The organism is Micromonospora sp. DSM 43699, assembly GCF_055517075.1.
On sequence record NZ_JBTMMT010000032.1, the window covers coordinates 42669 to 64684 of the forward strand.

The 22016-nt window shown below is 75.6% G+C and carries 17 protein-coding genes and 3 pseudogenes; 17 read left to right on the forward strand and 3 right to left on the reverse strand.

Translation table 11 applies throughout. The features are described from left to right. Positions 1-99: 99 nt before the first annotated feature. From AC0AIB_RS17355 to AC0AIB_RS17405, 11 genes and pseudogenes are all read left to right on the forward strand, one after another. Positions 100-2319 (forward strand): VWA domain-containing protein, encoded by a 2220-nt coding sequence (locus AC0AIB_RS17355; RefSeq protein ID WP_442930747.1) that lies wholly within the window; start codon positions 100-102, stop codon positions 2317-2319. Then, a complete protein-coding gene (gene cobO / locus AC0AIB_RS17360; protein ID WP_465097060.1) occupies positions 2319-2930 on the forward strand; it encodes a cob(I)yrinic acid a,c-diamide adenosyltransferase in 612 nt (203 codons plus the stop codon). The genes AC0AIB_RS17355 and cobO overlap by 1 nt, the downstream gene beginning before the upstream one ends. Next, positions 2927-4273, forward strand: coding sequence for a cobyrinate a,c-diamide synthase (locus tag AC0AIB_RS17365; RefSeq protein ID WP_442930746.1), 1347 nt, complete (start codon positions 2927-2929; stop codon positions 4271-4273). The genes cobO and AC0AIB_RS17365 overlap by 4 nt, the downstream gene beginning before the upstream one ends. Further along, positions 4270-5022 carry a precorrin-2 C(20)-methyltransferase gene (cobI, locus tag AC0AIB_RS17370; RefSeq protein ID WP_465097061.1) on the forward strand — a complete coding sequence of 251 codons (753 nt, stop codon included), beginning with the start codon at positions 4270-4272 and terminating at the stop codon, positions 5020-5022. Before AC0AIB_RS17365 ends, cobI begins: the two co-directional genes overlap by 4 nt. Next, entirely contained in the window at positions 5019-5849 is an 831-nt protein-coding gene (cobM, locus tag AC0AIB_RS17375) for a precorrin-4 C(11)-methyltransferase (RefSeq protein ID WP_465097062.1), read from the forward strand. The genes cobI and cobM overlap by 4 nt, the downstream gene beginning before the upstream one ends. Further along, complete coding sequence (locus AC0AIB_RS17380) at positions 5846-6997, forward strand: cobalt-precorrin-5B (C(1))-methyltransferase (RefSeq protein ID WP_465097063.1); 1152 nt, start codon at positions 5846-5848, stop codon at positions 6995-6997. The genes cobM and AC0AIB_RS17380 overlap by 4 nt, the downstream gene beginning before the upstream one ends. Then, complete coding sequence (gene cbiE / locus AC0AIB_RS17385; RefSeq protein ID WP_465097064.1) at positions 6994-8322, forward strand: precorrin-6y C5,15-methyltransferase (decarboxylating) subunit CbiE; 1329 nt, start codon at positions 6994-6996, stop codon at positions 8320-8322. The genes AC0AIB_RS17380 and cbiE overlap by 4 nt, the downstream gene beginning before the upstream one ends. Further along, on the forward strand, positions 8319-10142 hold the full coding sequence (gene cobJ, locus AC0AIB_RS17390; protein ID WP_465097065.1) for a precorrin-3B C(17)-methyltransferase: 1824 nt from the start codon (positions 8319-8321) through the stop codon (positions 10140-10142). The genes cbiE and cobJ overlap by 4 nt, the downstream gene beginning before the upstream one ends. A 23-nt stretch (positions 10143-10165) precedes the next feature. Then, positions 10166-10366 (forward strand): annotated as a pseudogene (locus tag AC0AIB_RS17395) (DUF362 domain-containing protein); the annotation flags it as partial. Positions 10367-10433: 67 nt separating this feature from the next. Beyond that, entirely contained in the window at positions 10434-11027 is a 594-nt protein-coding gene (locus AC0AIB_RS17400) for a precorrin-8X methylmutase (RefSeq protein ID WP_328347544.1), read from the forward strand. Continuing rightward, positions 11024-11905: pseudogene (locus AC0AIB_RS17405) on the forward strand (sirohydrochlorin chelatase); the annotation flags it as partial. The gene AC0AIB_RS17400 and the pseudogene AC0AIB_RS17405, both read left to right, overlap by 4 nt. Before the next feature lie 93 nt (positions 11906-11998). Here the strand turns inward: AC0AIB_RS17405 and crcB are convergent. Beyond that, entirely contained in the window at positions 11999-12361 is a 363-nt protein-coding gene (crcB, locus tag AC0AIB_RS17410; protein WP_465097066.1) for a fluoride efflux transporter CrcB, read from the reverse strand. Continuing rightward, the gene (locus AC0AIB_RS17415) at positions 12358-12843 is read right to left on the reverse strand and encodes a fluoride efflux transporter FluC (RefSeq protein ID WP_465097067.1); all 486 of its coding nucleotides are present in this window, start codon (positions 12841-12843) and stop codon (positions 12358-12360) included. The genes crcB and AC0AIB_RS17415 overlap by 4 nt, the downstream gene beginning before the upstream one ends. A gap of 486 nt (positions 12844-13329) precedes the next feature. Between AC0AIB_RS17415 and paaI the strand changes: the two genes are divergently transcribed. The 6 genes and pseudogenes from paaI (at position 13330) to AC0AIB_RS17445 (ending at position 19585) form a co-directional block, all read left to right on the forward strand. Further along, positions 13330-13740, forward strand: coding sequence for a hydroxyphenylacetyl-CoA thioesterase PaaI (gene paaI / locus AC0AIB_RS17420; protein ID WP_328348809.1), 411 nt, complete (start codon positions 13330-13332; stop codon positions 13738-13740). 226 nt (positions 13741-13966) lie between these two features. Next, positions 13967-15511, forward strand: coding sequence for an ABC transporter substrate-binding protein (locus AC0AIB_RS17425; protein ID WP_465097068.1), 1545 nt, complete (start codon positions 13967-13969; stop codon positions 15509-15511). 9 nt (positions 15512-15520) lie between these two features. Beyond that, entirely contained in the window at positions 15521-16465 is a 945-nt protein-coding gene (locus AC0AIB_RS17430) for an ABC transporter permease (protein ID WP_328347538.1), read from the forward strand. Continuing rightward, a complete protein-coding gene (locus AC0AIB_RS17435; RefSeq protein WP_328347537.1) occupies positions 16462-17436 on the forward strand; it encodes an ABC transporter permease in 975 nt (324 codons plus the stop codon). Before AC0AIB_RS17430 ends, AC0AIB_RS17435 begins: the two co-directional genes overlap by 4 nt. Then, positions 17433-18440 (forward strand): annotated as a pseudogene (locus AC0AIB_RS17440) (ABC transporter ATP-binding protein); the annotation flags it as partial. The gene AC0AIB_RS17435 and the pseudogene AC0AIB_RS17440, both read left to right, overlap by 4 nt. 125 nt (positions 18441-18565) lie before the next feature. Further along, positions 18566-19585: an ABC transporter ATP-binding protein gene (locus AC0AIB_RS17445; RefSeq protein ID WP_328347535.1), complete on the forward strand. Its 1020-nt coding sequence runs from the start codon at positions 18566-18568 to the stop codon at positions 19583-19585. A 141-nt stretch (positions 19586-19726) separates the two neighbouring features. On the opposite strand, the gene AC0AIB_RS17450 is transcribed toward AC0AIB_RS17445, so the two are convergent. Continuing rightward, entirely contained in the window at positions 19727-21991 is a 2265-nt protein-coding gene (locus AC0AIB_RS17450; RefSeq protein WP_465097069.1) for an AAA family ATPase, read from the reverse strand. Positions 21992-22016 lie beyond the last annotated feature (25 nt).

Below are 22016 nucleotides of genomic sequence, written 5' to 3' on the forward strand. Positions count from 1 at the left end.
CGGGTTTGCGAGCCCCGCAGTCGCGAGCGGAGGGGGGACAGTGAGCGCGAGGAGCGAGCCGGGTTTGCGAGCCCCGCAGTCGCGAGCGGAGGGGGGACAGTGAGCGCGAGGAGCGAGCCGGGTTTGCGAGCCCCGCAGTCGCGAGCGGAGGGCAGCACAGTGAGTCCCCCGACAACAGTGGGCGGTTATCCCTTCTCGGCGGTGCTCGGGATGGACGACATGCGGCTGGCGCTGCTGCTCAACGCGGTCAGCCCGGCGATCGGCGGGGTGCTCGTCCGGGGCGAGAAGGGCACCGCCAAGTCCACCGCCGTCCGCGCCCTCGCCGCCCTGCTGCCGCCGGTGGACCGGGTCGCCGGCTGCCGGTTCGGCTGCGACCCGGCCGCCCCCGACCCGACCTGCCCGGACGGCCCCCACCCGCACGCGGCGTCGGTCGAGCGGCGGCCGGCCCGGCTGGTGGAGCTGCCGGTCGGGGCCGCCGAGGACCGGGTGGTCGGCTCGCTCGACCTGGAGAAGGCCCTCGCCGAGGGGGTACGCGCCTTCGAGCCCGGCCTGCTCGCCGCCGCCCACCGGGGGGTGCTCTACGTCGACGAGGTGAACCTGCTCCACGACCACCTGGTCGACCTGCTCCTGGACGCCGCCGCGATGGGCCGCTGCCACGTCGAGCGGGAGGGTGTCTCGGTCAGCCATGCAGCCCGGTTCCTGCTGGTCGGCACGATGAACCCGGAGGAGGGGGAGCTGCGCCCGCAGCTGCTCGACCGGTTCGGATTGACCGTCGAGGTGGTGGCCAGCCGCGATCCGGCCGTCCGGGTGGAGGTGGTGCGTCGCCGGCTCGCCGCCGACGCCGACCCGGCCGGGTTCGCCGCCCGGTGGGCCGCCGCCGACGCCGAGGTGGCCGCCCGGGTGGCTGCCGCCCGGGACCGGCTCGACCGGGTACTGCTGCCCGACGCCGCGCTGCGGCAGATCGCCGAGGTCTGCGCCGCGTTCGACGTCGACGGGATGCGCGCCGACATCGTCACCGCCCGGACCGCCGTGGCGCACGCCGCCTGGCAGGGCCGGGACCGGGTGACCGCCGACGACGTCCGGGTCGCCGCCCGGCTGGCCCTGCCGCACCGCCGTCGCCGCGACCCGTTCGACACCCCCGGGCTGGACGAGAAGCGCCTCGACGAGGCGTTGCAGCGGGCCCGCGACGAGCACCCCGACGACGACCCACCCGACACGGACCCGACCGACACGGACCCGACCGGCCCCGGTGACCCCACCGGCGGACCGGGTGAACCGGGTGGACCGGGTGAACCAGGTGGACCGGGTGGCTCCGGCGGACCGGGCGAACCAGGTGGACCGGGTGGCTCCCCGGCTGGTGGTCCGGATGGGTGCGCCGACGGTCGGTCGGGACGGCCCGACGACGGGTCGGCCGACCGCAGCGGTGCCCGTCCCGGGCGACCCGACCAGGGCGGCACCGGGAGCCCCGGTGATCCGGCGGCGGGCGCCTCCTCGGTGGCCGTACCTCATCGGGGGATGACGGCCCGGTTGTTCACCGCGCCGGGGGTGGGCGACGGGGTGCCCGGCCGGCGGTCGCGGGCCCGGACCGGGCGGGGCCGGACCACCGGCGCGCGGGTGCCCGCCGGCCGGCCGGCCGCGCTGCACCTGCCGGCCACCCTGCGCGCCGCCGCCCCGCACCAGGCCGGGCGGGGCCGGTGCGGCGGCCGGTTGCTGCTGCGCCCCGGCGACCTGCGGGAGGCGGTCCGGGAGGGCCGCGAGGGCAACCTGGTGCTGTTCGTGGTCGACGCCAGCGGGTCGATGGGCGCCCGGCAACGGATGTCGGCGGTGAAGGGCGCGGTGCTCGCCCTGCTCACCGATGCCTACCAGCGCCGGGACACGGTGGCGGTGGTCGCCTTCCGGGGCGCGGGCGCGCAGGTGCTGCTGCCGGCCACCTCCTCGGTGCTTGCCGCGTCGGCGCGGCTGGCCGAGCTGCCCACCGGTGGGCGTACCCCGTTGGCGGAGGGGTTGCTCGCCGCCGCCGACCTGCTGCGGGTGCAGCGGCTGCGGGACCCGCGACGGCGTCCGCTGGTGCTGGTCGTCACCGACGGCCGGGCCACCGCCGGCACCCGGCCGCTGGAGCGGTCGGCGCGGGCGGCGGCCGTGCTGGCCGCCACCGGTGCGTCGTGTGTGGTGGTCGACTGCGAGTCGGGCCCGGTCCGGCTGCACCTGGCCCGCCGGCTGGCCGGTCAGCTCGGCGCGGCCCACCACCACCTGGACACGGTGGCCGCCGACCCGCTGGCCGGCCTCGCCACCGTCGGAGCGAATCGGAGCGTGCGCTGATGCCGCAGGGAAGACCGGAGCACGTGCCCGCCGACGGGTTGACCACCAGGCAGCGGCGGCACCGCCCGCTGACGATCGTGCACACCGGGCAGATGAAGGGGAAGTCGACCGCCGCGTTCGGGCTGGCGCTGCGGGCCTGGACCGCCGGGCTGCCGATCGGGGTGTTCCAGTTCGTCAAGAGCGCCAAGTGGCGGGTCGGCGAGGAGAACGCCTTCCGCGCCCTGGGCCAGGTGCACGCCGACACCGGACAGGGCGCCCCGGTCGCCTGGCACAAGATGGGCGAGGGCTGGTCCTGGATCCAGCGCGGCGGCGACGCCGACCACGCCGCCGACGCGCTGGAGGGGTGGCGGCAGATCCAACGCGACCTCGCCGCGGAGCGCTACGGCCTGTACGTCCTGGACGAGTTCACCTACCCGATGAAATGGGGCTGGGTGGACGTCGACGAGGTGGTCGACACCCTCACCCACCGGCCCGGCTTCCAACACGTGGTGATCACCGGCCGGGACGCCGACCCGCGCCTGGTCGAGGCGGCCGACCTGGTCGCCGAGCTGACCAAGGTCAAGCACCCGATGGACGCCGGCCAGAAGGGCCAGAAGGGCATCGAGTGGTGACCGCGCTGCCCCGGGTGGTGGTCGCCGCCCCGGCCAGTGGGCACGGCAAGACCACGGTGGCCACCGGGCTGCTCGCCGCGCTGCGCCGCCGGGGTCTCGCGGTCAGCCCGCACAAGGTCGGCCCCGACTACATCGACCCCGGATACCACGCGCTCGCCGCCGGCCGTCCGGGCCGCAACCTCGACCCGTGGCTGGTCGGGGAGGAGCTGATCGCCCCGCTGCTGCGACACGGCGCGAGCGTCCCCGTCCCCGCCGACGTCGCGGTGGTCGAGGGGGTGATGGGGTTGTACGACGGCGCGGTCGGCCGGGCCGGGTACGCCTCCACGGCCCACGTGGCCACGCTGATCGACGCGCCGGTGCTGCTGGTCCTGGACACCACCGCACAGGGGCGTTCGGCCGCCGCGCTGGTGCTCGGCATGCGCGCCTTCGACCCGGCGGTGCGGATCGGCGGGGTCATCCTCAACCGGGTCGGCTCGCCCCGGCACGAGACCCTGTTGCGCGACGCGCTCGCCGAGATCGGCGTACCGGTGCTGGGGGCGGTCACCCGGGCCGTGGAGGTGGCCGCGCCCGCCCGGCACCTGGGGCTGGTGCCGGTCGCCGAGCGGGCACCTGAGTCACGTGCCGTCGTCGAGGCGCTCGCCGGGCTCGTCGAGTCCACGATCGACCTGGACGCCGTGCTCGACCTGGCCCGCAGCGCACCACCGCTGACCGTGGACGCCTGGGATCCGACAGTCGCCGTCGGTGGCCCGGCCGGCGGGGACCGTCCGGTCGTCGCGGTCGCCGCCGGAGCCGCCTTCACCTTCTCGTACGCCGAGACCGCCGAACTGCTCGCCGCCGCCGGGGCGACCGTGGCCCCGTTCGACCCGTTGCGTGACCCGGCGCTGCCGCCCGGCACCCGGGCCGTGGTGATCGGCGGGGGTTTCCCCGAGGTGCACGTGGAGGCGTTGAGCGCCAACACCGGGCTCCGCGCCGAGCTGGCCGGCTTCGCCGGGCCGGTGGTCGCCGAGTGCGCCGGGCTGCTCTACCTCGGCCGGTCCCTGGACGGGGTGCCGATGTGCGGCCGGCTCGACCACCACGCCCGGATGACCGGCCGGCTCACCCTCGGCTACCGCGACGCGGTCTCCGCCGTCGACTCCCCGGTCCACCCCGCCGGTGAGCCGGTACGCGGCCACGAGTTCCACCGCACCGTCACCGACCCCGGTCACGGCGACCGACCCGCCTGGCGCTGGGACGGCACCGCCCACGGTTTCGTCACCGGGCAGGTGCACGCCTCCTACCTGCACACCCACTGGGCGGGTCGACCACGGGCCGCCCGACGCCTGGTCGAGGCGGCGAGCCGGTGACCGCCACCACGTTGACCGGGGTGGGGGTCGGGCCGGGGGACCCGGAACTGCTCACCCTGAAGGCGGTCCGGGTGCTGGCCGAGGCCGACCTGGTGGTCGTACCGGTGCTGGACCGGCTGGCGGCGGACCCGGCGACGCCCCCAGGTCGGGCCGAGACGACGGTCCGCGCGCACGTGCCGGCGGACCGGCTGCGCCGGCTGCCCTTCGCCCTCGACGACCGGGGCGGGGTGACCGAACGTCGACAACGGGCCTGGGACACCGCCGCCCGGGTCGTGGTCGACGCGATCGACTCGGGTGCCCGGTCGGTCGCCTTCGCCACCATCGGCGACCCGAACGTCTACTCCACCTTCGACTACCTGGCCCAGGGCGTCCGGGCGCTGCGCCCGGCGGTGCGGGTGCACACCGTCCCCGGGGTCACCGCCATGCAGGAGCTGGCCGCCCGCAGTGGCGTCCCGCTGTGTCAGGGGCGGGAACCGCTGACCCTGCTGCCCGCCACCGCCGGCCTGACGCCGGTCGCCGACGCCCTCGCCGGGCCGGGCACCGTCGTGGTCTACAAGGGCTGGCGTCGGCACCGGGAACTGGTCGACGAACTGCGCCGACAGGGCCGGCTCGACGACGCGGTGCTCGGCCGGGGGCTCGGCCTGCCCGGTGAGTGGATCGGGCCGGTCGGGCCGGCCGACGACGACCTGCCGTACCTGTCGACGCTGCTGGTCCCGGCCCGCCGGGACCGGCGGGGAGGAAAACTGTGACGTCCACCGGAAAGGTGTGGTTCGTGGGGGCCGGGCCCGGCGCCGCCGACCTGCTCACCCTGCGCGCCGCCCGGGTGATCGCCGACGCCGACGTGGTGATCTGGGCGGCCAGCCTGGTGCACGCCGACGTGCTGGCACACGCCCGCCCCGACGCCGAGATCGTCGACTCGTCGCAGCTGCCCATCGAGGGGGTGCTGCCGCTCTACCGGCGGGCCGCCGCCGACCGGCTCACCGTGGCCCGGATCCACTCCGGCGACCCGGCGCTCTGGGGTGCGGTGCAGGAGCAGCTCGACCTGTGCCGGGCCCTCGACCTGGCCGTGGAGATCGTCCCCGGGGTCTCCTCGTTCACCGCCGTCGCCGCGATCGTCGGCCGGGAACTGACCATCCCCGAGGTGGCCCAGTCGGTGATCCTCACCCGGTTGGAGGGCGGTAAGACGCCGATGCCGGCGGGGGAGCGGGTCCGTGACTTCGCCCGGCACGGCACCACCATGGCGCTGTTCCTGTCCGCCGCCCGCGCCGGGCAGGCCCAGGCCGAACTGCTCGCCGGCGGCTACCCGGCCGACACCCCGGTCGTGGTGGCCTACCAGGCGACCTGGCCGGACGAGCTGGTGGTGCGGTGCGCGCTCGGCGACCTGGCGGCCACCGTCAGGGAACACCGGTTGTGGAAGCACACCCTGTTCCTGGTCGGCCCGGCGCTCGCCGCCAGCGGCACCCGTTCGCACCTCTACCACCCCGGGCACTTCCACACCTTCCGCCGGGCCGAGCCGACCGCCCGCGCCGAGCTGCGCCGGTCCCGCGCCGCCGGACCGGGGGACGCGACACCGTGACGTACGCCGAGCCGCCGTTGCGCGAGCCGGACCTGCCGCGTACCGCGAAGGTCCGGCCGGTCGCGCTGCGGACCGGCTGGACCACCGGCGCGTGCGCGACGGCGGCGGCGAAGGCGGCGGTGACCGCCCTGGTCACCGGGGTTCCCCAGCGGGAGGTGGAGATCGGGCTGCCCGCCGGTCGGCGGGTGTCCTTCCCGGTCGCCCGCTGCGACCTCAGCGGACCGCCCGACCCGCGGGCGGAGGCGGTGGTGGTGAAGGACGCCGGGGACGACCCGGACGTCACCCACGGCGCGCACCTCACCGCCACCGTCGGCTGGCGGCCCCGGCCCGGCCTGGACCTCGCCGGTGGCTCCGGCGTCGGCACCGTCACCCGACCCGGGCTCGGCCTCGCCGTCGGCGGGCCGGCCATCAACGACACCCCCCGGCGGATGATCGGCCAGGCCGTCGCCGAGGTGGTCGACCTGACCGAGGTGGGCGTCCGGGTGGTGATCAGCGTGCCGGGCGGTGAGGTGATGGCCCGTAGGACCACCAACCGGCGGCTCGGCATCGTCGGCGGCATCTCGATCCTCGGCACCACCGGCGTCGTCCGGCCGTTCTCCACCGCCTCCTGGCGGGCCAGCGTGGTGCAGGCGGTGCACGTGATGGCCGCCCAGGGGGAGCGGACCGTGGTGCTGTGCACCGGTGGGCGCACCGAACGGGCCGCCCGCACGCTGCTGCCGGAGCTGCCCGAGGTGTGTTTCGTCGAGGTCGGTGACTTCACCGGCGCGGCCGTCACCGCCGCCGTCGGCGACGCGATGACCGGGGTGGTCTTCGTCGGGATGGCCGGCAAGCTGGCGAAACTCGCCGCCGGCATCCTGATGACCCACTACACCCGCTCGAAGGTGGACCTGTCCCTGCTCGGCGCGGTCACCGCCGAGGCGGGTGGCGACGCCGACCTGGTCGCGGCGGTGCTGGCGGCCAACACCGGCCGGCACGCGTACGAGCTGTGGGAGGCCGCCGGGCTGCTGCGGCCCGCCGGTGACCTGCTCTGCGGCCGGGTCCGCCAGGTGCTGCGCCGCTTCGCCGGACCGGTGCCCACCGTCGACGTGGCGATGGTCGACTTCACCGGTGACCATCTGGTCGCCTCCTCCGGCCGGTGGCCGGCATGACGCGCTCGCCGATGCCGGCTGGGACCGGACCGGAGCCGGTGGCCAGCGGGTCCGGATCGGTGCCGCTGGTCGAGGTGCTGCGGCCGGAGCCGGTCGTGGTGGTGGGGATGGACGCGGCCGGTCGGTCGTTGCCCCCGCCGGCGCTCGCCGCCCTGGCCGGGGCCGGGCTGGTCGTCGGGGCGGCCCGGCACCTGGCCGCCGTGCCGGTGCCGCCCGGCGTCGACACCGTCACCCTCGGCCCGCTCGCCCCCGCGCTGGACCGGCTCGCCGCCGCCCACGCCGCCGGGCAGCCGGCCGTCGTGCTGGCCAGCGGCGACCCCGGGTTCTTCGGCGTGGTACGCCGGCTGCGCGTCGCCGGACTGCCGGTGCGGGTGCTGCCGGCGGTGTCCAGCGTGGCCGCCGCGTTCGCCCGTGCCGGCCTCGACTGGGACGGCGCGGTGGTGGTCACCGCCCATGGGCGTGAGCTGGGCCCCGCGCTCAACGCCTGCCGGGCGCTGCCCGCCGTCGCCGTGCTCACCGCGCCGGGTGCCGGGGCCGCCGAGATCGGTGCCGGGCTGGTCGGCTGGTCCCGCCGCCTGGTGGTCGCCGAGCACCTGGGCAGCGCCGCCGAGCGGGTCACCTGGACCACCCCGGAGCAGGCCGCCACCCGCCGCTGGGCCGACCCGCACGTCCTGCTCAGCCTGACCCCGACCGCCGCCGGGACCGGTGACCCGGAGGGCAGCCACGGCCCGGGTGGTGTCGGGCCGGTGCGGGCGGACAACCAGCCGGCCGCCGCGCCCGTCGACGGGTGGGCGCTGCCCGAGTCCGCGTACCGGCACCGGGACTCGATGATCACGAAGGCCGAGGTACGGGCGCTGGCCGTCGCCCGGCTGCGCCCCCGGCTCGGCCGGCTGGTCTGGGACGTCGGCGCGGGCAGCGGGTCGGTCGGCATCGAGTGCGCGCTGCTCGGCGCGGCGGTGATCGCCGTCGAGCGGGATCCGACTGCCCCGATCGCCGACAACGCCGCCCGGCACGGCGTCGACGTCCGGGTGGTCACCGGTGACGCACCAGCCGTGCTGGGTGCGCTGCCCGATCCGGACGCCGTCTTCGTCGGCGGCGGGGGCACCGACGTGCTGGCCGCCGTCGTCGACCGTCGCCCCGCCCGGGTGGTGGTCACCCTCGCCGCCCTGGACCGGGTCGCCCCGGCGGTGCACCTGCTGCGCGCGGCCGGCTACCCGGTGACGGGCAGCCAGCTCACCGCCGCCCGCCTCGCCGACCTGCCCGGCGGATCCATCCGACTCGCGGCCACCAACCCGGTGGTCGTCCTCACCGGGGAGCGCCCGTGACCGCCACCGCACCACGCCGGCACCGGGGAACGCCCGAAACCGGCACCGGCCCGCACCGGATCGGACTCGTCGCGGCTACCGCCGCCGGTCGCCGACACGCCCGCACCCTGGCCGCGGCGTGGCCGCACGCCCGACTCGTCGAGGCCGACGGGGTCGCCGACGCGCTGCGCGAGGCCTGGGCGGGGTACGACGCGGTGGTGGCGTTCCTGGCCACCGGGGCGGTGGTGCGGATCCTGGCGCCGGTGCTCGGTGACAAGCGCACCGACCCGGCGGTGGTGGTGGTCGACGAGGCCGCCCGGCACGCCGTCGCCCTGCTCGGCGGCCATGCCGGGGGAGCGAACGCGCTGGCTGCCGAGGTGGCCGCGCTGCTCGACGCCCGACCTGTGGTCACCACCGCCACCGACGCGGTCGACCTGCCCGGCCTGGACACCCTCGGTTGGCCGGTCGAGGGGGCGGTGGCGGCGGTGTCCCGGGCGATCCTCGACGGCGAACCGGTCCGGCTGGTCGCCGACGCGGTCTGGCCGCTGCCCGCCCTGCCGCCGAACGTCCACCTCGTCCACCCGGCCGCCGTGGACCCGTCCACCGCGCCTCACCCGCAGGCACCGGCCGGACCGGAGCCCACCGCCGGCCCGGATCGTGGCGTGGGGGTGGAAGGCGGGTTCCGGGTGCTGGTCACCGACCGGGTCGTGCCGGTCGACGGCCGGACCGCCGTGCTGCGACCGCCGTCCCTGGTCGCCGGGGTGGGGTCCAGCCGGGGGGTGGACGCCGCCGAGGTCGACGCGCTGCTGTGCCGGGCGCTCGGCGACGCCGGGTTGAGCCCGGCCAGCCTGCGCTGCCTGGCCAGCGTCGACGTCAAGGCCGACGAGGAGGGCATCCGGGCCACCGCCGACGTGCTCGGCGTACCGCTGCGGACCTGGCCGGCGGCGGAGCTGGCGACGGTCGACGTGCCGCACCCCAGCGAGGTGGTCCGGGCCGCGGTGGGCACGCCCAGCGTCGCCGAGGCGGCGGCGCTGCACGACGGCGGCACCCTGCTGGTGCCGAAGACCGCCTCGGCGATGGCCACCGTCGCGGTCGCCCGGCAGGCACCGCGTGGCCGGCTGGCCATCGTCGGCCTGGGCCCCGGCGCGGCCGACCTGCGTACTCCGCGCGCCGTCACCGAACTGCGCCGGGCCGCCGTGGTCGTCGGCCTCGACCAGTACGTCGACCAGGTCCGCGACCTGCTCCGGCCGGGCACCCGGGTGCTCGCCAGCGGGCTCGGCGCGGAGGAGGAACGCGCCCGCAGCGCCGTCGCCGAGGCCGCCGCCGGGCAGGCCGTCGCGCTGATCGGCTCCGGCGACGCCGGGGTGTACGCGATGGCCAGCCCCGCCCTGGAGTACGCCGACGAGCGGATCGACGTGGTCGGAGTGCCCGGGGTGACCGCCGCGCTGGCCGCCGCCGCGCTGCTCGGCGCGCCGATCGGGCACGACCACATCTACCTGAGCCTGTCCGACCTGCACACCCCGTGGGCGGTCATCGAACGGCGGGTCGCCGCCGCCGCCGAGGCGGACCTGGTCGCGCTGCTCTACAACCCGCGCAGCCGGGCCCGGCACTGGCAGCTCGGGGCGGTGCTGAAGACGTTCGCCGCGCACCGCCCGCCGCAGACCCCGGTCGGCGTGGTACGTCACGCCAGCCGACCCGACGAAGAGGTCCACCTGGCCACCCTCGCCACCTTCGACCCGACAGTGGTCGACATGTACGGGCTGGTGGTGGTGGGCAGCTCGCAGACCCGGCTGGTCGGCGGCCGGATGGTCACCCCCCGGGGCTACCGGTGGCGCGAGTGATCCCCGCCGTGCCCCCGCCCGGGGTGGCTCCGGCTGGCGCGGCAGCGGGGGCCCACGGGTTCCCACCGGTGGTGATCGACGCCTGTCAGGGCTGCGGGGCCTGCCTGCGTACCTGCCCCACGCACGCGATCCGGCCGGTGCCCGGCGGGCTGACCGTCCGGGCCGACCGCTGCACCGGCTGCCTGGAGTGTGTGGAGATCTGCCCGGTGGACGCGATCCGGGCCACCACCGATGTGCGAGGAGCGCCATGACCGGACATGCCGTCGCCCGACCGACCGCCGGGGGTGGCCGGTGAGCCGGGTCGTCCACCCGATCGAACGGGAGTCCTACCGGATCCTGCGGGACCGGGTGGACCTGGGACGGCTGCCGCCGTTGACCCGCGCGGTCGTCGAGCGGGTGGTGCACGCCAGCGCCGACCTCGACTACGTCACCGACCTGGTCTGCGACGAGGTGGCGCTGGCCGGTGGGCTGGCCGCGCTGCGGGCCGGGGCGCCGATCGTCACCGACGTGGCGATGGTGGCCGCCGGGATCACCCACCCGGGGCGGGAGATCGTCTGCCCGGTCGGTGAACCGGCCACCGCCGTCCTGGCCCGGGAGGCCGGGCTGACCCGGTCGGCGGCGGCCGTCCGGATCGCCCTGGACCGGGTCGGCCCGGGGGCGGTCTGGGTGGTCGGTTGCGCGCCGACCGCACTTGTCGAGTTGATCGCGGTGGCAGCCGCCCCGGCGCTTGTGGTCGGCCTGCCGGTCGGCTTCGTCGGGGCCGCCGAGTCCAAGGCGGCGTTGCGGGCCAGTGGCCTGCCCGCCGTGTCCAACATCGGCGAGAAGGGCGGCTCGGCGGTCGCCGCCGCCGCCCTCAACGCCCTGCTCTATCTGGAGGAATCATGACCGCACTGGTCATCGTCGGGCACGGTACGCGCAGCGCGGCCGGGGTCGGTCAGTTCGCGGCCCTCGTCGACCGGGTCCGGCACCGGGCCGGGGCCGCTGTCGGCGACGTCGAGGGTGGTTTCATCGAGCTGTCCCGGCCGCCGTTGACCGACGCGGTCAGCGCGCTGGTCGCGCAGGGTCACCTGTCGCTTGTCGCGCTGCCGCTGGTGCTCACCGCCGCCGGTCACGGCAAGGGTGACATCCCCGCCGCGATGGCGCGTGAGCGGGACCGGCACGCCGGCCTGACCTACCGGTACGGTCGGCCGCTCGGCCCGCACCCGCTGCTGCACACCGTCCTGGAGCAGCGGATCGACGCCGCGCTGGCCGGGGCCGACCGGGCCGGCACCTGGGTGGCGCTGATCGGGCGCGGCGCCACCGACCCGGACGCCAACGCCGAGGTGGCGAAGGTGGCCCGGCTGCTCTGGGAGGGGCGGGGTTACGCCGGAGTCGAGCCGGGTTTCATCTCGCTGGCCGAGCCGTCCGTGCCGGCGGTGCTGGACCGGCTGGGTCGGCTCGGTGCCCGCCGGATCGTGGTCGCCCCGTACTTCCTGTTCGCCGGGGTGCTACCGGACCGGATCGTGGACCAGTCGCGGGCGTTCGCCGCCGACCGTCCCGACCTCGACATCCGGGTCGCCGAGGTGATCGGCGACTGCGACGCCCTGGCCGACCTGGTGCTGCAACGGCAGGCCGAGGCGCTGGGCGGGGACATCCGGATGAACTGCGACACCTGCGTGTACCGGGTGTCGATGCCCGGCTTCGCCGACAAGGTGGGCCGCCCGCAGACCCCGCACGACCACCCCGACGACCCGGTCGACGGCCATGGTCACCACCACCGGCACGGCGACGGCCACGAGCACGGCCACGAGCACGGCGGAGGCCACGAGCACGCCGGCCGGGACGTGACCACGGTCCGCTGAGGTCCGGCCCGCCGGTCAGCCGGTGAGCGCCTGGGCCAGGGCGAAGCCGAGCGTGGCCGCGCCCAGCCCGGCGACGACGCTGACCAGGGCGTTGGCCACCGCGTGCCGCCGGGCACCGGCGCGGGCCAGCCGTACGGTCTCGTAGCCGAAGGTGGACCAGGTGGTCAGCGCGCCGCAGAAGCCGGTGCCGACCAGCGCGGTCACCGCCGGCCCGACGGGCATCCCGACCACCGCGCCGAGCAGCAGCGAGCCGGCGACGTTGACGGTCAGCGTCCCCCACGGGAACCGGGAGTCGTGGCGGGCCTGCACCGCGCGGTCGGTGAGGTAACGCAGCGGCGCGCCGAGCGCCGCGCCCAGCGCGATCAGCAGCACGGTCACCGGAGGACCTCCCGGCCGGTGCGCCGGTCCAGCAGCCGGGAGGCCAGGGCGTCACCGGCGACGACCGCCAGCAGGCCGCCGACCAGGGTGGCGGCCAGGTAGCACAGGGCCGTCCCGGCGGCCCCGGAGGCCAGCGCCCGGTGCACGTCCACCACGTACGCGGAGAAGGTGGTGAAGCCGCCGAGCACGCCTACCCCGACGAAGGGCCGGACCAGCGGGCCGACCCGACGCCGGCCGAGCACCGCCATCAGCGCCCCGATCAGCAGGCAACCGGTGACGTTCACGGCAAAGGTGGACCAGGGGAAACCGGTCGGGGCGTACGGCAGGGCCGTCTGCACCCCGGCGCGGGCCAGCGCCCCGAGCATCCCACCGGCGGCGATCGCGCCCAGCACGGCGGCCGGGCGGGCGGTCAGCTCACCCCGGTCGGCCGGGACGTGCAGGTCGACGTCGGGATCGACGCGGCGCGTTGACCGTGGTGCCATCGGGACCTCCCCACCAGTACGTGGACCACTGGCAGGGACCGTTGGCGCGTCCGGCGCGGTTCTCCCGGTCGACGCCGGGACGGCGGGCCCCACCGCCGACACGTCCGTGAGCATAGCCCGGCCGACCTCCCCCCGCCGCCCGGAGGAGGTGACGCCGCAGGTCGCGGTGCCCGCCCCGCCCCCCGCGGCCGGTGGTCACCGCTCCGCCCGCGTACGGTCGGCAGCGGCGACCGGCGTCGGCCCCGGTCGTCGCGCCGGGTGACCACAGGAGGAACCGTGCCGGACCGCAGCCCACGCCCCGGCGAACCGGACCTTGCCGGGCGGACCGGCGGCAGGCGGCGCGGCGGCGGGCGGGCCGGGCGGGTGGAGCCCGCCTCCGCCGTGGAGAAGGAGCCCGCCGGGGAGGGCCCGGCCGGCGGGAAGAACGAGCCCGCCGGGGAGAGAGGAGCCGGTGGTGGCGGGACGGGCCGGACGGCCGCCCATGACATGTTCGACGCCGACGTGGCGTCCCGGGGCCTCGGCATCGAGCTGGTCTCGGCCGGCGGCGGTGCGGCGGTGGCCCGGATGCGGGTGACCGCCGGGATGGTCAACGGGCACCGGATCGGCCACGGTGGTTTCGTCTTCCTGCTCGCCGACACCGCCTTCGCGCTGGCCTGCAACACCCACGGCCCGGCCACCGTCGCGGCCGGCGGCGAGATCAGCTTCCTGCGCCCCGTCCGCGAGGGCGACCTGCTGACCGCGTACGCCAGCGAACGCGTCCGGTACGGCCGCAGCGGCATCTACGACGTGACCGTCACCCGGGGCGACGAGGTGGTGGCCGAGTTCCGGGGACGCAGCCGCACCCTCGACCGGCCGGTCGGCGAGGGGTCCGTGCCCCGTCGCGGGGGTGAGGTTTGACCGTCGTGCTGCGGGAAAGAGTAGCGGGGTGTCCGCTGTGCACGTTCCATGCGGGATGCTGGCGGGCACGTTCCACGCGCGATGCTGGCGGGGCACGTTCCACGCGCGACGGCCGGCGGCACGCGCCGCAGCGCGACAATCGAGGAATTGCACTGATTTCATTGACATTGCCCCGCTTGGCGGAGAAGACTCGCGTTTTTGATCTGCCAGGCGACGGAGGATGACCGTGTCCATGACCAGATCGAGGATCGCCGCGGGAGCACTCGCCGTCGTCCTGACCGGCCTGGCCGGGTGCAGCGCGGGCGAGAGCGTCGACGTCGACGGTGGCGGCTCCACCGCCGGTGGGTCGGCCGGCGGCACGCTCACCGCCGCCATCGGCGGCGAACCGGACCAGCTCGATCCGCACAAGACCTCGGCCTACTACAGCTTCGAGGTGCTGGAGAACGTCTACGACACCCTCGTCGAGCCGGACGCCGACCTGAAGATGGGCCCGGCGCTGGCCACGAAGTGGACCACCAGCAGCGACCAGCTCAGCTGGACGTTCACTCTCCGCGAGGGGGTGAAGTTCTCCGACGGGTCGCCGTTGACCTCGGAGGACGTCGTCTACTCGTATCAGCGGATCATCAAGGAGAAGCTGAACGCGTCGTACAAGTTCGCCACCGTCAAGTCGGTGACCGCGCCCGACCCGGCCACGGTGGTGGTCACGCTGACCGCGCCGACGCCCAACCTGCTGGCCAACCTCGGCGGCTTCAAGGGCGTCGCCATCGTCGAGAAGTCCAACGTGGAGTCCGGCGCGATCAAGACCAGGCCGGTGGGCAGCGGCCCGTTCACGGTGGCCGGCTACACCTCCGGCGACAACATCAAGCTGACCCGCAACGACGCCTACTGGGGGGCGAAGCCCAAGCTCGACGGGGTCACCTTCACCTTCGTCAAGGACCCGACGGTGGCCCTGCAGAACCTGCGCGGCGGCGAGGTGCAGTGGACCGACAACCTGCCGCCGCAGCAGGTGCCGGCGCTCAAGGAGGCCGGTGAGGTGGCGGTGTCCACCACCCCCTCGACCGACTACTGGTACCTGGCCCTCAACGAGGGGCGCAAGCCGTACGACGACGTGAACGTCCGGCGGGCCGTCGCGTTCGCGCTGGACCGGGAGGCGATCACCAAGGCCGCCAAGTTCGGGCAGGCCACCGCAAACCAGACAGCCATCCCCAAGGGCAGCTCCTGGTACTACGACTACTCGCCGTACCGGCACGACCCGGACCAGGCCCGGCAACTGCTCGGCCAGGCCGGTGTCAAGGGCCTCACCATGGACCTGATGGTGACGAGCGAATACCCGGAGACGGTCACCGCCGCCCAGGTGATCGCCGCCCAGTTGAAGGACGTCGGGATCACCGTGAAGATCCGTACCCTCGACTTCGCCCAGTGGCTCGACGAGCAGGGCAAGGGGAACTTCGGCGGGTTCCTGCTCGGCTGGCTGGGCAACATCGACCCGGACGAGTTCTACTACGCCCAGCACCGCACCGGCGGCACGTTCAACTTCCACAAGTACAGCAATTCCGCCGTGGACACCCTGCTCGACCAGGCCCGCATCCAGACCGACGAGGGGGTCCGCAAGCAGACGTACGAGCGGGCGGCGAAGCAGATCGTCGACGACGCCAGCTACATCTACCTCTACAACCCGGACGTGGTGCAGGGCTGGTCCAAGAAGGTCACCGGCTACCAGGTCCGCACCGACCGGGCGATCCGGTTCCGCGACGTCGCCCTGGCTCGCTGAGGGGGCGGCATGGGACGCTTCGTCCTGCGACGGCTGCTCCAGTCTGTCGTCGTCCTGCTCGGGGTGACCCTGGTGGTCTTCCTGCTGCTGCAACTGGTCCCCGGCGACCCGGTCCGGGTCTCCCTCGGCACCCGCTTCGACCAGCAGACCTACGACGCGCTGCGGGAGCGCGCGGGGCTGGACCGGCCGCTGGTGGTGCAGTACCTCAGCTATGTCGGGCACGCGCTCACCGGTGACCTGGGGGTCAGCTTCCGCAGCGGGCAGCCGGTCACCTCGATCGTGCTGGAACGGCTTCCCGCGACCCTGTCACTGGCGGTGACCGCGGTGCTGCTCGCCCTGCTCGTCGCCTTCCCGCTCGGGGTGCTCTCCGCGGTGCGCAGCGGCTCGTTCGTCGACCACGCCGCCCGGGTGTTCAGCCAGTTCGGGGTCTCCGTCCCGGATTTCTGGATGGGCATCATGGGCATCCTGCTCTTCGCCGGGGTGCTCGGCTGGCTACCACCGTCGGGCTACGTGGCGCTCACCGACGACCCGGCCGGCTGGGCGTCCCACGTGGCGCTGCCCGCCGCCGCCGTCGGGCTGGTCACCGCCTCCATCCTCACCCGGTTCATCCGCTCCTCGGTGCTCGAAGTGCTCGCCGAGGACTACGTCCGCACCGCCGAGGCCAAGGGGTTGCGCCGCCGGGTGGTGGTGGTCCGGCACGTACTGCGCAACGCGCTGATCCCGGTGGTCACCGTGGTGGCGGTGCAGCTGGCCAGCCTGGTCGGCGGGGTGATCGTGATCGAGGTGCTGTTCGCCTGGCCCGGCGTCGGCCGGCTCACCTACGACGCCGTCCAGGCCCGGGACTACCCGGTGCTCCAGGGTGCGGTGCTCTTCGTGGCCAGCCTCTTCCTGCTGATGAACCTGCTGGTGGACGTCCTCTACGCCCGCCTCGACCCGAGGATCAGGCTGCGATGAGCACGCCTGGAGACCGGACGTCGACCGCCGCCAGCACGCCGCACCCGCCGCCGCGCGTCGACCCTCCGCCGACCGACGAGCACCCGCCCCGGCGGGCCGCCGAGGCGGGCACCCTGCGGCGGACGCTGACCGCGCTGCGGCACGACCCGCCGGCCGTCGCCGGTACGGTGGTCCTGCTGGTGCTGCTGGTCGTCGGGCTGGCCGGGCAGTGGCTCGCGCCGGCCGGCACCAACGACGTGGACGTCGACCAGATGCTCCGCCCACCCAGCGGCGCACACCCGTTCGGCACCGACGAGTTGGGCCGTGACGTGCTCAGCCGGGTGCTGGTGGCGGCCCGGGTGTCGTTGCAGGTGGGCCTGGTCAGCGTCGGCATCGCGCTGGCCGTCGGGGTCACCGTCGGCCTGCTCGCCGGCTGGTACGGCGGCTGGGCGGACAACATCCTGATGCGCGGCATGGACGTGCTCTTCGCGTTCCCGGTGCTGCTGCTCGCCGTGGCGATCGTCGCGGTGCTCGGCCCGGGGCTGGTCACCGCCATGGTCGCCATCGGGGTGGTCTACACCCCGATCTTCGCCCGGGTCACCCGGGCCAGCGTGCTCGCCGTCCGGGAACAGGTCTTCGTCCGGGCCGCCGTCTCCATCGGCACCTCCGACCTGCGCATCCTGCGCCGGCACGTGCTGCCCAACATCGCCGCCCCGCTGATCGTCCAGACCTCGCTGTCGCTGGCCTTCGCGATCCTGTCCGAGGCGGCGCTGTCCTTCCTCGGGTTGGGCGTCCAGCCACCCGCGCCGGCCTGGGGCCGGATGCTCTACGACGGGCGCGGGTTCGTCACCGACGCCTGGTGGCTGGGGTTCTTCCCCGGTGCGGCGATCTTCCTGACCGTGCTCGCCTTCAACCTGGTCGGTGACGCGCTGCGGGACGTGCTCGACCCGCGCCAGCTCACCGTCAGCGAGGCCCGGAGGAGCACCCGATGAGCGAGCACGTCGTACCGTCGCCCCGGGTCGCGGGTGCGGCATCCGGTGGCGGACCGGTGCTGGACATCGCCGACCTGACGGTCACCCTCGGCACCCGCAACGGCCCGGCGCGGGCGGTCGCCGGGGTCGACTGGTCGGTGGCCCCCGGCCGGACCCTCGCCCTGGTCGGCGAGTCCGGCAGCGGCAAGAGCATGACCGTGCTCGCCGCCACCGGCCTGGCACCGCGCTCGGCCACGGTCACCGGCCGGGTCCGGCTGCTCGGCCGGGAGTTGACCGCCATGTCCGAGGCGGACCGTCGGCGGTGGCGGGGCCGACACGTCGGGTTCGTCTTCCAGGACCCGATGACCACCCTCAACCCGGTGCTGACCGTCGGTCGCCAGGTCGCCGAGGCGTGCGAGGAACACCTCGGGATGAACCGGCGGCAGGCCCGGTCCCGCGCCGTCGAGCTGCTCGACCTGGTCGGCATCCCGGCACCCGACCGCCGGGTGGACGCCCACCCGCACCAGTTCTCCGGCGGGATGCGCCAACGCGTCGTCATCGCGATGGCGCTGGCCTGCGAGCCGGAACTGCTGATCGCCGACGAACCGACCACCGCGTTGGACGTCACCACCCAGGCGCAGATCGTCGAACTCGTGGCCGACCTGCGTCGCCGACTCGGCATGGCGGTCGTCTGGATCACCCACGACCTCGGCGTGGTGGCCGGGATCGCCGACACCGTCGCGGTGATGTACGGCGGGCGGATCGTCGAGCAGGGGCCGGTCGACGCGGTCTTCGTCACGCCGGGGCACCCGTACACCCGGGCCCTGCTGGCCGCCCGGCCCCGGCCCGGCGCGGCCGGGGAGGAGCTGGCGGCGATCCCCGGCGCCCCGCCGAGCCCGCTCGACCTGCCGGCGGGCTGCGCGTTCTGGCCCCGCTGCCCGGTACGCGGCGACGCCCGCTGCGCGCACGAGCTGCCACCGCTGACCCCGATCGCGCCTGACCACCGGGTCCGCACCTTCTATCCCGCCATCGGCGAACATCCCGCCATCGGCGAACATCCCGCCATCGGCGAGCACCGTCCCACCGACGGCCGGCCCGCCGGTGACCCGCCCGCCGGCGAGGACCGCCACCAGCCCACCCCGGAGGACCGATGAGTACGGGAACCGTCGCCGAACTCGACGACCTCACGGTCTGGTTTCCCAGCCCCGGCGGCCCGCCGGTGCGCGCGGTGGACGGGGTGTCGCTGACCGTGCGGGCGGGCGAGACCCTGGGCCTGGTGGGGGAGTCCGGCAGCGGCAAGTCGACCACCGGGCTGGCGCTGCTGCGACTTGTCGATCCGACCGCCGGCCGGATCACCGTCGGCGGACAGGACGTCACCGGCTGGTCACGTCGTCGGCTGCGCGGGCTGCGCCGGCGGGTGGCCATGGTGTTCCAGGACCCACAGGCGTCGCTCGACCCGCGGCGTACCGTCGGCGCGAGTATCGCCGAACCGCTCGTCGTGCACCGGCTGGCGGGTTCCGCCGAGGCCCGCCGACGTCGGGTCGCCGAGCTGCTCGACCTGGTGGGCCTGCGACCGGAGCTGGCCGGTCGGCACCCGCACGAGCTCTCCGGCGGCCAACGCCAGCGGGTGGGGATCGCCCGCGCGCTGGCCGGTGAGCCCGAGCTGATCGTCCTCGACGAACCGATCGCGTCGCTCGACCTGAGCGTGCAGGCGCAGATCATGAACCTGCTGCGCCGGCTGCAACGGGACCTCGGGCTGACCTACCTGTTCATCGCGCACGACCTGGCCGCGGTGGAGCACCTGAGTGACCGGATCGCGGTGATGTACCTGGGGCGGATCGTGGAGACGGGCACCCCGGCGCAGCTCTGGCGGGAGCCGGCCCACCCGTACACGGCGGCGTTGCTGTCGGCGATCCCGGTGGCCGACCCCCGGGTGGAGCGCGACCGGCGGCGGATCATCCTCAGCGGTGAGCTGCCCAGCCCGACCGACCCGCCGAGCGGCTGTCGGTTCCGGACCCGCTGCCCGCAGGCCCGTCCCGCCTGCGCCGAGACCGATCCGCCCGCCATCGAGGTGACCCCGGGCCACCGGGCCGCGTGCCTCTACGCTGGCGAGGCGGTACGCGCCATGCGCGCCGACCTGTCCTCACCGGCCACCGGCGCGGCCCGCTGACGGACGGCGGCTGGGACGCGTCGACCGGCTGGTAGGCGTCGGTCGGCTGGCACGCGTCGGCCGGCGGGACGCGAACGGCAGCACGACGCCGTGCCCGGCGCGCGGCGCCTGCTCCACAGGATGCGGTGGGCGGGCCGACCGTCAGGCGGCCCGTGCCGGTAACGGTACGGCGGGGTGCGGCATCCCCTCCCCACGTCGTCGCCGGCCACCGGTCCCCGGCCGGGCACCGGTCGGAACAGCGGCCCTGCGGGACGTCGGAACAGCGACGCCAGGGGACGGCAGCGGCACGACGGTGGCTCCCGTGCGAGGGACGTCGGTGTCGACCGGCCGTGGACCGTGGCCGTCGAACGCCCCCGCCCGCCGGTCGACCGGCGTCGGCCCGACCCGGGTCCGCCCGGCTCCGGAAGCCGGACCCGGACCGTTCCGCCTGAGATCCGGTCCCCGGCCGCTCGCCGCACTGCCCGTGGCCGGTTGCGGTTCGGGGGCCGTGGTCACGGTCGCCCCTGTCGGCCGGATGGACATGGTCGACCGGCCGGTCCGGGCCGGCTGGCCGCTCCCAGCCCGACGGACGGGCTCGACCTGCCGGCCGGGCTCGACCTGCCGGGTGGGAGCGGCCGGGCGGGTGGACCCGGTGCGTCGGGCGAAGTCGGCGCGCAACGTCCGGGGCAGCCGGTCGTACGCGCAGCGGCGCAGGGCCGGGTCGGCGATGACGTGCCCGCCACGCGGACCGGGCTGGACCAGACCGGCGCAGGTGAGCCGGCGCAGGGCGTCCGCCGTCCGTCCGGGTGTCCAGTCGAGCAGCCCGGCCACGGTCGACGCGGTGAATTCACCGTCGATCGTCGCGGCGGCCATCAGTACCGCCCGGTGCGGGCCGTCGCACCGGTCCAGCCGCGCGGCGGCGCGCCGGCGGAGCGACTCGGGCAGCGCCGGCTCGGCCGACCGGTGCGACGTGGTCCGCGTCGTCGCGTCGCCGTCGGGCCGCGGTGCGGCGTCGCCGTCGGGCCGCGGTGCGGCGTCGACGTAGGCGGTGGCGTAGCCGGGGCGGCCGGCGACCAGTGGCACCAGCCGGGCGACGTCCGCCACCGGCTGGCCGGCGTGGGCGAGCAGGCGGCGCAGCAACCGGCCGGTGTGGATGGTGCTCAACGGCGGCAGCTTCACCGGGTGGTGGTGCGCCGGCACGGGCAGCGGGTCCGTGTGGTCCGGCCGGTGGGTGGCCAGCACCGCCAACGGCAGCCCCCGGGCGGTCGCGGCGGCGAACAGCGAGTGCAGGAAGTGCCCCAGTTCGGGGGCGGCCCGGTCCAGGTCGTCCACGCCGACCACCACCGGGCGGCGGGCCGCCAAAGCGAGCAGTACCCGGCGCACCGACGCCGCACCGGTGACCGCCGAGCGGTCCGGGGCGGCCAGCAGCGCGGCCAGCGCCGCCACCGTCGCCGCGAGCTGGTGTGGTGGGACCAGACCGTCGACCAGGGCGGCCAGCCGGGCGTGGACCGCCTCCGCCGGGTCGGTGGCGGCCAGTCCCGCCACGTCCCGCAGCAACTCCGCGACCGGCCCGTACACCCGCTCCGGGTACGGCGGGCAGTGCGCCACCGCCCAGCGCACCGGTGTGCCGTCGACCTCCGGTAGCCGGTGGCGTAGCTCGGCCAGCAGCCGGCTGCGACCGATGCCGTCCGGGCCGACCAGGGCCACCCACCGTGGACGGTGTTCCCGGGCCGCCCGGGTGAGCTGGTCGTGCGCGGTGGCGACCTCTCGGCGTCGGCCGATCAGCGGGCCGTGGTGGTGGGTCGGGCGCGGATGTGTCGTGCGGGTGACCCGCCAGACGTCGACAGGCAACGCCTTGCCGGTGAGGCTGGCCGGGGCGAGGGCGTGCTGGTCGACCAGGCCGGCGGTGGCCCGGTGGGTGGCGGCGCAGACGACCACCCCACCCGCCGGGGCGTACTCCTGGATACGGGCGGCGGTGGTGAGGACCGCGCCGGAGGCCATGCCGTGGCCGCCGTCGCGGACGGCGGCCAGGTCGACCACCGCCTCACCGGTGGCGACGCCGACCCGGACCCGCAGCGTGACCCCGCCGGGCAACACCCGCCGCTCCAGCGCGGCCTGGATCTCCAGGGCGGCCCGCACGGCCCGGTAGCCGTCCAGCCCGTCGGAGGTACGTGCCCCGAACAACGCCATCACCGCGTCGCCGACGTACTTCTCCACCGTGCCCTGCCAGCGGCGTAGTACCCCCGCCACGATGTCGAAGTAGGCGAACTGCACCGCCCGGACGTCCTCCGGGTCGAGCCGTTCGGTCAGTGCGGTCGAGCCGACGATGTCGGCGAAGAGCACGGTCAGCGTGCGTCGTTCCTGCGGCACCGGCCAGGGCGTCGTGGTGACGTCTTTCCGACCGGTGCCGACCGTGGACAGTGGCATCCCACCCACCCTTCCCCCGCAGTGG

Bases quoted from the DNA above. Each gene is read 5' to 3' on its own strand.
- cobO (WP_465097060.1), top strand. From the start codon at position 2,319: ATGCCGCAGGGAAGACCGGAGCACGTGCCCGCCGACGGGTTGACCACC.
- cbiE (WP_465097064.1), top strand. From the start codon at position 6,994: ATGACGCGCTCGCCGATGCCGGCTGGGACCGGACCGGAGCCGGTGGCC.
- AC0AIB_RS17415 (WP_465097067.1), bottom strand. From the start codon at position 12,843: ATGGCACCACGGTCAACGCGCCGCGTCGATCCCGACGTCGACCTGCAC.
- paaI (WP_328348809.1), top strand. From the start codon at position 13,330: ATGTTCGACGCCGACGTGGCGTCCCGGGGCCTCGGCATCGAGCTGGTC.
- AC0AIB_RS17430 (WP_328347538.1), top strand. From the start codon at position 15,521: ATGGGACGCTTCGTCCTGCGACGGCTGCTCCAGTCTGTCGTCGTCCTG.
- AC0AIB_RS17435 (WP_328347537.1), top strand. From the start codon at position 16,462: ATGAGCACGCCTGGAGACCGGACGTCGACCGCCGCCAGCACGCCGCAC.
- AC0AIB_RS17445 (WP_328347535.1), top strand. From the start codon at position 18,566: ATGAGTACGGGAACCGTCGCCGAACTCGACGACCTCACGGTCTGGTTT.
- AC0AIB_RS17450 (WP_465097069.1), bottom strand. From the start codon at position 21,991: ATGCCACTGTCCACGGTCGGCACCGGTCGGAAAGACGTCACCACGACG.